Origin of the sequence: Streptomyces sp. LBL (assembly GCF_029893585.1) — a bacterium.
GTDB lineage: Bacteria > Actinomycetota > Actinomycetes > Streptomycetales > Streptomycetaceae > Streptomyces.
This window is the reverse complement of sequence record NZ_JARXYX010000013.1, coordinates 173,433-185,197: the sequence shown is the minus strand read 5'-3', so window position 1 is coordinate 185,197 and position 11,765 is coordinate 173,433. Positions and strand designations below refer to the sequence as shown.

The following is an 11,765-nucleotide window of genomic DNA, read 5'->3' as shown; positions in this document are numbered from 1 at the left end:
GCGGAGCGGCCGGCGAGGATGCCGACTCGGCCGGGGGTGCGGTCGGTTCACGGCGGCGGCCGGGGTCAGTTTCTGGTGGCGCCTGGTGTCGGGGCGGCCGTCGGCCGGGCCGGGCGTACCGAGAACGCCGTGTCGCCTGCCACGGCCACGATCGCGTCCTTGACCAGCAGCACGCTCGGGATCGTGTTCTCCGCCGAGGTCCCCGGGTCGTCCAGTTTGTCCGTGCTCCAGCGCGCGGCGCCGGTAGTGCGGTCGAGCGCGAGGAGGCGGCCGTAGCGGTTGGCGAAGTAGAGGCTGTCGTACGCCGTCGACGACACCGGCGCGGACAGGTTCTCGATCTGCGTGCCCTCCTGCCACAGCCGGGTCCCGTCGGTCGCCCGGATCGCGGTGACGGTTCCGTCGGGGCGGACGAAGTACACGGTGCCGTCGATGAGGGTGGCCGCGCCGCGCGGGATGTCCGGCAGGGGAATCCGGATGGCCGTGCCCTCGGCCGGGTTCACCCGGATCAGGGCCGCATACGGCTCGTCCCGCCCGTCGTTCGACTCGGAGTCGAGCTTCTGCCGTACCGCGAACAGCGGCTGTCCGCCCACGGCGCCTACCGGCATCGCCGTCGGGGGCACCTTGGGAAGCTCGCGCGCCGTGCCGTGGGCCGGGTCGAGGTTCACCAGGCCGGCCTGGCCCTTGGTGGGGTCGTCGGCGTCGGTGCACACGCCGTAGGGGGCGCCACCCAGGACGAGCGGGGCGCAGCGGGTGCCGGCCGACGACCTCGCCGGGGTCCGCCAGAGATCCTTGCCGGTCCGGGCGTCGAGGGCGACGAACTCCGTCCCCTTTTCCGACATCGTCAGGATGCCTCCGCTGAACAGGGCGGCGGGGTGGCCCGCGTCGATCGTGCGGGTCCAGACCCGTTTCCCCGCGTCGGCGTCGAGGGCGGTCAACTGCCGCTCCGTGTACACGGTCTCGTCCTGCGGCTCGTACGCGTACACCATCCCGTTCCGGACGCCGAGGGGACGCTCGGCCGCCTGCGCGCTGCTGCCGAAGCGCCACTCGACCCGGCCCGAGGCCGCGGCGATCCGGGCGACCGTGAAACCGGTCCCCGCGCAGTACAGCGCGGATCCGCCGGACATGCAGCCGGAATCCACGGAGTCCACGTTGACGGTCGTGGAGTCGCCCTTCACGGGTCGGGTGAGCTCCGTCTGCCAGGGCCGCCAGCCGACGGGGAGCGACGGGCCGGGCGGAACGGGATGGTCGGCGGCGGGGGTTCCGTGGGACGTGTCCGGGTTCGTCGCCAGGTGGTACGCCGAAACGCCCACCACGGTGGCGGCCAGCGCGGCGCCGAGGACGACGAGGCGACGCACCCGGCGTGTGCGACCGCCGGTGGCGGGCTCCGTGCCCCCCGTACGGCCACCGTACCCGCGGCCGACGGTGGCGGACTCGGTGACCGGTGTGCGGCCGGGTCCTGCCGTGTCGCTCCCGCTTCCCGGCACCGTCGACGGACCGGCCGCCGCCGGACCGGCCGCCGCTGTGTCCGGCAGGGTCTCGAACATCCGGTACAGCTCGGCCAGTTGAGGCCTGGTGGCCGGATCCTTGGCCAGACAGCGCTCGGCCATGCCGCGCAGGGGCTCGGGTGCGCCGTCCAGGGTGGGCTGCTCGTGCACCACCTTGTAGCCCGTCATATAGGGGCTGCCGCCGTCGAAGGGGCGGTTGCCGGTGGCCGCGTACACCAGGAGGGAACCGAGCGAGAACACGTCCGAGGCGGCGGTGACATCCCGGGGCGAGGCGAACTGTTCCGGGGACATGAAGGGCGGGGTGCCGATCAGATGGCCGGTCATGGTGAGGGCCTCGTTGTCGGCGGCGCGCGAGATACCGAAGTCGATGACGCGCGGTCCGTCCTCGGCCATCAGGACGTTGCTCGGCTTCAGGTCCCGGTGGACCACTCCGGCCTGGTGGATGTCCCGCAGTGCCTCGACGAGGCCGAGGGCGAGGACGCGCAGCTCACGTCCGCTCAGCGCGCCTCGCCTGGCAACTCTGTCTTCGAGCGTGCGGCCCGGCACGTACAGCGTGGCCATCCACGGCAGTTCGGCGTCCGGGTCGGCGTCCACCACGGGGGCGGTGAACGCCCCGCTCACCCGACGGGCCGCCGCGACCTCCTGGCGGAAGCGGGTGCGGAACTCCTCGTCCTGCGCGTACTGCGCGTGAACGACCTTGACCGCGACCTGCCGTCCCGAGGCCGAGCGGCCGAGGTAGACGACTCCCATGCCGCCGCTGCCGAGCCGGTCGACGAGGGTGTAGCCGCCTATGGACCCGATGGAATCCGACTCCCCGGTACTCAGCGACATGTGCCGGTCGCCCTTTCTGGATCCCCTGTGCCACACAGCTGTTCGGTCGCATCACCCTAGTGCCTCGCCCGGCGTGCGGCGACGAGGCTCCCGCGCACCGACGCCGGCAAGCCGCCCGCACACCCGTCGAGCGGTCCGCGGCCGGGACGTTGACTAGGAAGTCGTCCGTGAAGCCGTCCGTGAAGCCGTCCGTGAAGTCGTCCATGAAGCCGTCCGTGAAGCCGTCCATGAAGCCGTCCGTGAAGCCGTCCATGAAGTCGGTGTGCTCGGAGACTTTGACGACAAGACCTGCGGAATCCGTCAATTCCCCTGGCCGAAGGGGGCGTTGGCACTCCTAGGCCACAGGATTCCCTTGAGCCGCTTTCCGCCCGGCGCTCACTCTGGTCACCGGCTTCCGCTCACCAGGCCGGAAGCGTCGTCAGTGTTCAGAAGAGGAAGCCACCCATGCGAAGACTCCAGGCCCTCTGGGCCGTGGCAGGAGCGGCAGGACTGCTCACGGGCGCGGTCACGCCCGCCGCGGCCGGTTCCGGATCGCAAGTCACCGCACCGGACGCCACGCCCGTGCGGAGCGGCGCCGAGTCCGGTGCCACGAACACGCAGACCGTCACCCTCATCACCGGTGACACCGTGTCCCTCACCGCCGGACCGGACGGCAAGCAGGCCGTCGACGTCCAGCGCGGCAAGGGCCGCGAAGCCGCCACCTTCGTATCGAGCGAGAAGGACGGCGAGGTCAGTGTCCTGCCGGCGGACGCGATCCCGCTGGTGCAGGCGGGCCGTCTCGACCCGGCCCTGTTCAACGTCACCCAGCTGGTGAAGCAGGGGTACGCCGACGCGAAGACCGGCACCACCCCGGTGATCGCGACGTACACGAAGGGCAACGCGACCCCCGACGGCGCGCGCCGGACCCTCGCGCTGCCGACGATCGGCGGCGCCGCGCTCAGCACGAAGAAATCGACCGCCTTCTGGGCGGACATCGCCCCCGCGCTCGGCACCGGACCCACCACGAAGGCCGCGAAGCAGCTCGGCGAGGGCCTCGACAAGATCTGGCTCGACGGCAAGGTGCAGGCGTCCCTCGACGTCAGCGTGCCGCAGATCGGCGCCCCCGAGGTGTGGAAGTCGGGCTTCGACGGCAAGGGCGTCAAGGTCGCCGTCCTGGACACGGGCGTGGACGCCGGGCACCCGGATCTCGCGGGGAAGATCGGCGAGACGAAGAGCTTCGTGCCGGACCAGGCGGTGCAGGACGGTCACGGCCACGGCACCCATGTGGCGTCCACGATCGTCGGCTCGGGCGCTGCCTCGGACGGCAAACGCAAGGGCGTGGCTCCGGGCGCGGAGCTGCTGGTCGGCAAGGTGCTGAACAACGCGGGCAGCGGCCAGGACTCCTGGATCATCGCGGGCATGGAGTGGGCGGCACGCTCCGGCGCGAAGATCGTCTCCATGTCCCTGGGCGGCACGGCCTCAGGCCCCTCGGACGTGCTGAGTGAGACCGTCGACGAGCTGTCCGCGTCCACCGGCACCCTCTTCGTGATCGCGGCGGGCAACGCGGGACCGTCCGAGCAGACCGTCGGCACCCCCGGCATCGCCGACTCGGCGCTGACGGTCGGCGCCGTCGACAAGTCCGACAAGCTGGCCTCGTTCTCCAGCCGCGGTCCGCGCCTCGGCGACTCGGCGGTCAAGCCGGAGATCACCGCACCGGGCGCGGCCATCACCGCGGCCCGCGCGGCCGGCACCACCATGGGCACGCCGGTCGACGAGTACTACACGACGTCGAGCGGTACGTCGATGGCGACCCCGCACGTCGCGGGCGCCGCCGCGCTGGTCGCGCAGGCCCATCCGGACTGGACGGGGCAGCAGATCAAGCAGGCGCTGGCGACCACCGCGAAGACGAACACCGTCAACTCGGTGTTCGAGCAGGGCGACGGCCGGGTCGACGCCGTACGGGCCGTCAACCAGGGCGTCTTCGCGACACCGACCCTGAGCTTCGGTAAGTACGAGGAGAGCGACACCGAGGCGGACAGCAAGGACACCAAGGACATCACGTACACCAACACCACCGACAAGGCGGTGGAGTTGAAGGTCTCCTCGACCCTCCCCGACGCCGCGCTGAACGCGGACACCGTGACCGTCCCGGCGAAGGGCACCGCCACCGTCGGGGTGACGGTCGACCCGGCCGCGGAGGCGACGGGCCGGTACACGGGCCACATCACCGCGAGTGCCGACGGCATCCAGGTCACCACCGCCATCGGCTTCGAGAAGCTGCCGAAGACCTTCGACCTGAAGGTGTCGCTGGTGGGCCGGGACGGCAAGCCGTCCACCGGGGCGTCGATCTTCATGCTCCAGGAACTGAACGGCGCATATCCGGACACGTACGGGTTCCTCGGCAGTGGCTACACCTTCAAGGTGCCGGCCGGTACGTACAACGTGGCGTCCTGGATCTCGCAGCGGGACGCGGCCGGGCTGGAGGTCAACACCTCCGTCGTCGGCGATCCGCAGATCAAGGTCGACAAGAACACCGAGGTCGTCCTCGACGCCCGCAAGGCGGTCGAGATCAAGCCGAAGACCAAGGAGGACTCCGAGTTCCAGGGATTCAGCACCAACTGGCACCGGGAGAGCCCGGGCAGCAACTGGGGCCTGACCTACAGCCAGGGCTGGTGGACCGACCACGTCTATGTGGCGCCCACCGAGAAGGTCACCGAGGGCATGTTCGAGTTCTCCTCGAAGTTCCGGCTGTACGCCAAGGAGCTGACGGCGAGCGTCACCAGCCCCGAGAAGTACGCGCTGCCCCTCGACTACGCACAGACGCACAGCGGCTTCCCCGTGAAGATCAGCGGTGACCGCACGGTCTGGGCCGTGGACGCGGGCAGCGGCACCATGGCCGACTTCGACGGGCTCGACGTCAAGGGCAAGGTGGCGGTCGTCCGGGTGGGCGCCGACGCGACGGCGGACGAGGCACTGGCCAACGCGACCGCGGCCGGGGCCGGTTACCTCCTCGCCTACCACGAGACGCCCGGGTACTGGATCTCCTGGGTGAAGAGCGCGGCCATCCCGCTGATGACCGCCACCGGCGAGGACGGCGCGAAGCTCGGGGCCCTGCTCAAGAGCGGGAAGAAGGTCAAGCTGAAGCTGAAGGGCACCGCGGTCAGCCCGTACGTGTACAGCGTGATGTTCCCGCAGCCGGGCGCCGTCTCGGCCGACCAGACGTACGACCTGAACAGCTCCAACACGGTGAAGCAGACGGTTCGCTACCACGCGGGCCGGGCCGACCAGGTCGGCAAGGACGCCGTGTACAGGTACCGTCCCTGGCAGTCCACCGACCTCGCGACCACCAACAACGTGCAACTCGGCACGGAGCGCACCGAGTACTACAACGTCTCCGACACCCGGATCTGGCACGCCGTCTATCCCGACGCGAACGCCAACAAGCCCCAGTGGAACGCCCTGCGGACCTTCGACAAGGCGGGCAAGCTGCCCTCCGAGGAGTGGTTGCGCCAGGTCGTCCGCCCGGCGACCAGTCAGCAGTACGGCCTCTCCCAGCGCACCGGCGACAAACTCACCTTCGCGGTACCGGAGTTGAGCGACTCGGCGCCGGAGCACTACGCGTCCGTGGACAACATCCAGGACACCGCGAAGGGCACGCTGTACAAGGACGGGCAGCTGGTCGGTGACACCACACTCGGCGGACTCGGCACCTTCGACGTCCCCGCGGCGAAGGCCTCGTACCGTCTCGTGCTCGACGCCCGGCGCACGGCCGGCTGGGCCGCGTACTCCACCGGCACCCACACCGAATGGTCCTTCGCCTCGGCGCACACGGACCAGCGCGCGGCGCTGCCGCTGCTCTCGGTCGGCTACGACGTGGACAAGCTCGACCTCCTCAACCGTGCTGAGCGCAAGCACACGTCCAAGCTCGGACTCTCCGTACGCGACCAGTCGGGCGACGTCGCGGTCGGTGACCTGAAGGCATGGGTCTCCTACGACGACGGCGCGTCCTGGAAGGAGGCGAAGGTGAAGAAGGGCGAGCTGAAGCTCAAGCACCCGAAGGGCGCCGAGTTCGTGTCGCTGCGGGTGCGGGCCGCCGATGCGAACGGCGACGCGGTCGACCAGACGGTGCTGCGGGCCTTCGGTCTGAAGTAGGCGGCCCCAAGGAGGTGGCCTGAAGTGATCGGCGTGAAGTCGACGGCCTCCAGGGCCTGTTAACAGCCTTAACAAAGATCGCCTACCGTGCCGAGCCATGGTGAACACGGCATACGACACGGCAGGGCAGACCCCCGCCGCGAGCCCCTGGGCCGCGGTGGGGGTCTCCGAGTTCGACGAACTGCTGTACCAGGCGGTCCTCAACCAACCCGACGCCGGCGCGGCCGGCTGGGCGTTGCTGACCGGCGCCTCCCCGGCCCGGGTCCGCGAGGCCTGCAACCGGCTGCTCGCGCTCGGGCTGCTGCAACCACCGGACTCCATGGGCGGGTTGCGGGCGGTCGACCCCCGGGTGGCGATCCGCGGGCTGATCCGGCGGCGCGAGACGGAGTCCGAGCTGCTGGCCGCCACCGCCGAGGAGATGGCGACCGCGTACGAGGCGGGGCTGCTGCGCGAGGAGCCGTCCCGGCTGATCGAGGTGGCCTCCGGCGAGGGCGCCATCGCGGCACGCCTGGAGGAGATGTACGCGCGCGCAGAGCACGAGGTGTGCCTTTTCGACACACCGCCGTATCTCGCCCCGGCCGCTCCGCAGGTGGATCTCCAGGCCGATCTGCTCAGCCGCGGGATCGTCTCTCGCGGGATCTACGCGGCGACCGGCCTGGAGGATCCGAAAGTTCTGTCCCGCGCCCTCAGAATGGTCGAACTCGGCGAACAAGCACGGGTGTTGCCGTCCGTTCCGCTCAAGCTGCTGGTGGTCGACGGATGCCGGGCACTGCTACCGCTGACCGCCTCCTCGGCCGGCGGTTACTGTGCCGTCGTGGTGTGGCACTCGGCGGTGACCGAGGCCCTGCAGAAGCTCTTCGAGCTGGCCTGGCAGCAGGCGACGCCGCTGGGCCAGGCGGCCGACGACAGTGAACTCTCCGAGAGTGACAGGACGTTGACCCGGCTGCTGGCGGCCGGGATGAAGGACGAGGCGGTGGCTCGCCATCTGGGGGTGAGCCTGCGGACCCTGCGGCGGCGGGTGAGCGACCTGCAGGAGCGGCTGGGAGCGTCCAGCAGGTTCCAGCTGGGGATGCGGGCGTCCCAACGCGGCTGGGTGTAGGCCACACCAGGGTCTGCGGGTGGTTTTTTGATCAAGTGGCGGACCGGCGGGCTCCTTGATCCAGCTCATCATGAGAGCGGCCTGTGCGGTGGTGGTGCTGCGGTGGCTGTGCCGGGCCTTCGGCCCCCGGGCGCCGGGCTCTCGGGCGCGCGTGTGGTCGGCGTGGAGTGCCTGGACACGTAGGTGTCCACTGATCGAGCAGAGAGTCGCCGGCGGTCGGCCCATGTCCCGCCCACGATGGCGCTTGCCCTCGGCGGTGTCGCCCCGCTCGGCCAACTGCCGTGACCGAAGGGCGCATTGGCACGCTTCGGCCACAGGAATCCCTTGAGGCACCCGCCGCACACCGCTCACTCTGGTCCATGGCGTCCGCCCACCAGGACGGAAGCCTTCAGAGAGTTCAGGGGAGGAAGTCCACCCATGCGAAGACTCCACGCCCTCTGGGCCGTGGCAGGAGCGGCCGGACTGATTGCGGGGGCCATCGCTCCCGCGACGGCCGGTCCTCGGGCCGCGGTCACCACGTCACGCGCCACCAGTACGCCGGACCTCGCCGGGTCGGGCGCCACGCCCGTGCGGAGCGGCGCCGCGTCCGGTGCCGCGAAGACACAGACCGTCACCCTCATCACCGGCGACACCGTGTCGCTCAGCGTCGGCCCGGACGGCAAGTACGCCGTCGACGTCCGGCGCGGCAAGGGCCGTGAGGCCGCCACTTTCCTGTCCAGCGAGAAGGACGGCGAGGTGAGCGTCCTGCCGTCGGACGTGATCCCGCTGGTGCAGGCGGGCCGTCTCGACCCGGCCCTGTTCAACGTCACCCAGCTGGTGAAGCAGGGGTACGCCGACGCGAAGACCGGCACCACCCCGGTGATCGCGACGTACAAGAGCGGCAGCGCGACCCCCGACGGCGCACGCCGCACTCTCAAACTGCCCGGAATAGACGGGGCCGCGCTCAGCGCGAAGAAGTCCACCGCCTTCTGGGCCGACATCGCCCCCAAACTCGGCACCGAACCCACCACGAAGGCGGCCAAGCAACTCGGCGAGGGCCTCGACAAGATCTGGCTCGACGGCAAGGTGCAGGCGTCCCTCGACGTCAGCGTGCCGCAGATCGGCGCCCCCGAGGTGTGGAAGTCGGGCTTCGACGGCAAGGGCGTCAAGGTCGCCGTCCTGGACACGGGCGTGGACGCCGGGCACCCGGATCTCGCGGGGAAGATCGGCGAGACGAAGAGCTTCGTGCCGGACCAGACGGCACAGGACGGCCACGGCCACGGCACCCATGTGGCGTCCACCATCGTCGGCTCGGGCGCGGCCTCGGACGGCAAACGCAAAGGTGTGGCGCCCGGCGCGGAGCTGCTGGTCGGCAAGGTGCTGAACAACGCGGGCAGCGGCCAGACCTCCTGGATCCTCGCGGGCATGGAGTGGGCGGCGAAGTCCGGCGCGAAGATCGTCTCCATGTCCCTGGGCGGCACGGCCTCGGGTCCCTCGGACGTGATGAGTGAGACCGTCGACGAGCTGTCCGCGTCCACCGGCACCCTCTTCGTGATCGCGGCGGGCAACGCGGGACCGTCCGAGCAGACCGTCGGCACCCCCGGCATCGCCGACTCGGCGCTGACGGTCGGCGCCGTCGACAAGTCCGACAAGCTGGCCTCGTTCTCCAGCCGGGGCCCACGCCTCGGCGACTCGGCGGTCAAGCCGGAGATCACCGCACCGGGCGCGGCCATCACGGCGGCCCGCGCGGCCGGCACCACCATGGGCACACCGGTCGACGACAACTACACGACGGCGAGCGGTACGTCGATGGCCACCCCGCATGTCGCGGGCGCCGCGGCGCTGGTCGCGCAAGCCCATCCGGACTGGACGGGACAGCAGATCAAGGCAGATCTGGCGAGCACCGCGAAGACCATGCCGGACGCCGACGCCTTCCAGCAGGGCGACGGCCGGGTCGACGCCGTACGGTCGGTCAAGCAGGGCGTCTTCGCCACGCCGACGCTGAACTTCGGAAAGTTCGAGGACGGCGACACCGAGGTCGCCACCAAGGACCTCACGTACACCAACACCACTGACAAGGCAGTGGAGTTGAAGATATCGTCGAGCCTCGCCGATGTCACGCCGGGCGCCGACACGGTGACCGTGCCCGCGAAGGGCACCGCCACGGCCCCGGTCAGTGTCGACCCGGCGAAGGAGACCCAGGGCCGGTACAACGGCCACATCACCGCGACCGCCGACGGCATCCAGGTCACCACGGGCGTCGGCTTCGCGAAGGCGCCCAGGACGTACGACCTCGAGGTCTCGCTCGTGGGCCGCGACGGCAAGCCGACCACCGGGGGCTCGATCTACACGTTGCAGGAGCTGAACGGCGCCCAGCCCAACGAGTACGGCCAAATCGCCTCCAACACGACCTGGGAGGTTCCCGCCGGCACCTACTCCATCGTCACCTGGATTCCGGACCGTGACGGCGGCGGCACGGCCGTCGGCACCTCGGTCGTCGGCAATCCGGAGATCAAGGTCGACAAGGACACCGAGGTCGTCCTCGACGCCCGCAAGGCCGTGGAGATCAAGCCGAGGACGAAGGAGGACTCCGAGTTCAAGGGGTTCAGCACCTCCTGGAACCGCACAGGACCGGTTAGCTCCTGGGGGCTGACCTACAGCCAGGGCTGGTGGACGGACCACATCTATGTGGCGCCGACCAAGCAGGTCACCGTGGGATCCCTCGATTTCTACGCCAAGTTCCGCCTGTACGCGAAGGAGTTGACGGCGAGCGTCACCAGTCCGGAGAAGTCCGCCCTGTCGCTCTACTACTGCCAGACCTACAACGACTTCCCGTTGAAGATCAGCGGTGACCACAAGGTGCAGGCGGTGGACGCGGGCGGCGGCACCGACGCCGACTTCGCGGGGCTCGACGTCAAGGGCAAGGTGGCGGTGGTCGGGCTCGGCGCCACCGAGCGGGCGGACGGCGCCCTGGCCGCAGCGACCAGGGCCGGGGCGGGTTACCTCATCGCGTACCGCAAGACGCCCGGTTTCTGGCTCGAAGCCGTGCAACACGCGACCACTGTCCCACTGATGATCGCCACCGGCGAGGAGGGCGCCAAGCTCACCAGCCTGCTGAAGACCAGCAAGAAGGTCACGCTGAAGCTGGGCGGCACACCGGTCAGCCCGTACGTCTACAACCTGCTCGCCACCCAGAGCGGCGCCATCACCACGAACCAGACGTACCGCCTGGACAGCACCAACACGACGAAGTCCAAGGCCCGTTACTACGGCGGCAAGCCCGGCCAGCTCGGCATGGACACCGTGTACACCTTCCGTCCCTGGCAGCTCTACGCCATCGAGAACAGCCAGTACATGCAGCTCGGCACGGAGCGCACGGAGTACAACTACGTCGACCCCGACACCCGGGTCCGGCACAACGTCTACCCGGACTGGCAGGCGGGCAAGGCCCAGTGGAGTCCGTTGCGGACCTACACCAAGGCGACCACGGAGCCGACTGAGGAGTGGCTGCGCCAGGTCGTCCGTCCGGGGGCCAGCGAGGAGTACGGGCTCTCCGAGCGCACCGGCGACAAACTCACCCTCTCGGTACCGGAGTTGAGCGACACCACGCCGGGCCACTACGGATACGTCGACGGCACCCAGGACACCGCGAAGGGCACGCTGTACAAGGACGGACTGCTGGTCGGCGACTCACTCGTCGGCGGCTACGGCATCTTCGACGTACCGGCGGACAAGGCCTCGTACCGCTTCGTGCTGGACGTGCAGCGCCGGGCCGACTGGGCCGCGTACTCGACGAGCACCCACACGGAATGGTCCTTCGCCTCGGCGCACACCGACGCCCGGACGCCGCTGCCGCTGCTCACCGTCGGCCTCGACCCGAAGAAGCTCGACCTCCTCAACCGTGCCGACAGGACGAAGGAGTTGGAGATCGGGCTGCCGGTCAGTGATCAGCTGGGAAGCGTCAGGGCGAGCAGCCTGGAGGCGTGGGTCTCCTACGACGACGGCACGTCCTGGAAAGAGGTGAAGGTCAAGAACGGCAAGGCGAAGTTCAAGCCCGCCAAGGGAGCGCAGTCGGTGTCGCTGCGCGTGCGGGCCGCCGACCAGGACGGCAACCGGATCGACCAGACCGTGCTGCGGGCGTTGGGTCTGAAGTGACCTGACGTGACGTGACGTGGGACGTCCACGACGGTCGGGCCGCGCTCCCCACGGGGGCGCGGCCC

General features: G+C 70.0%; 4 protein-coding genes. 3 read left to right on the top strand and 1 reads right to left on the bottom strand.

Annotated elements, in window-relative coordinates; translation table 11 throughout:
• Nucleotides 1-65 precede the first annotated feature (65 nt).
• Nucleotides 66-2,336 carry a PQQ-binding-like beta-propeller repeat protein gene (locus M2271_RS18145; RefSeq protein ID WP_280888282.1) on the bottom strand — a complete coding sequence of 757 codons (2,271 nt, stop codon included), beginning with the start codon at nt 2,334-2,336 and terminating at the stop codon, nt 66-68.
• A gap of 444 nt (nt 2,337-2,780) precedes the next feature.
• On the opposite strand from M2271_RS18145, the gene M2271_RS18140 reads away from it, so the two are divergent.
• The 3 genes from M2271_RS18140 to M2271_RS18130 all read left to right on the top strand — a co-directional run bounded on the left by M2271_RS18140 (nt 2,781) and on the right by M2271_RS18130 (nt 11,700).
• Nucleotides 2,781-6,467, top strand: a complete 3,687-nt coding sequence (locus M2271_RS18140; RefSeq protein WP_280888281.1) for a S8 family serine peptidase — start codon at nt 2,781-2,783, stop codon at nt 6,465-6,467.
• Between the two features lie 97 nt (nt 6,468-6,564).
• Nucleotides 6,565-7,566 (top strand): LuxR C-terminal-related transcriptional regulator, encoded by a 1,002-nt coding sequence (locus tag M2271_RS18135; protein ID WP_280888280.1) that lies wholly within the window; start codon nt 6,565-6,567, stop codon nt 7,564-7,566.
• A 417-nt stretch (nt 7,567-7,983) separates the two neighbouring features.
• A complete protein-coding gene (locus tag M2271_RS18130; protein WP_280888279.1) occupies nt 7,984-11,700 on the top strand; it encodes a S8 family serine peptidase in 3,717 nt (1,238 codons plus the stop codon).
• The last annotated feature ends 65 nt before the right edge of the window (nt 11,701-11,765 follow it).

What these genes read in the sequence shown, in the direction of transcription:
- M2271_RS18145 (WP_280888282.1), bottom strand. Translation starts at nt 2,336, where the DNA reads ATGTCGCTGAGTACCGGGGAGTCGGATTCCATCGGGTCCATAGGCGGC.
- M2271_RS18140 (WP_280888281.1), top strand. Translation starts at nt 2,781, where the DNA reads ATGCGAAGACTCCAGGCCCTCTGGGCCGTGGCAGGAGCGGCAGGACTG.
- M2271_RS18135 (WP_280888280.1), top strand. Translation starts at nt 6,565, where the DNA reads ATGGTGAACACGGCATACGACACGGCAGGGCAGACCCCCGCCGCGAGC.
- M2271_RS18130 (WP_280888279.1), top strand. Translation starts at nt 7,984, where the DNA reads ATGCGAAGACTCCACGCCCTCTGGGCCGTGGCAGGAGCGGCCGGACTG.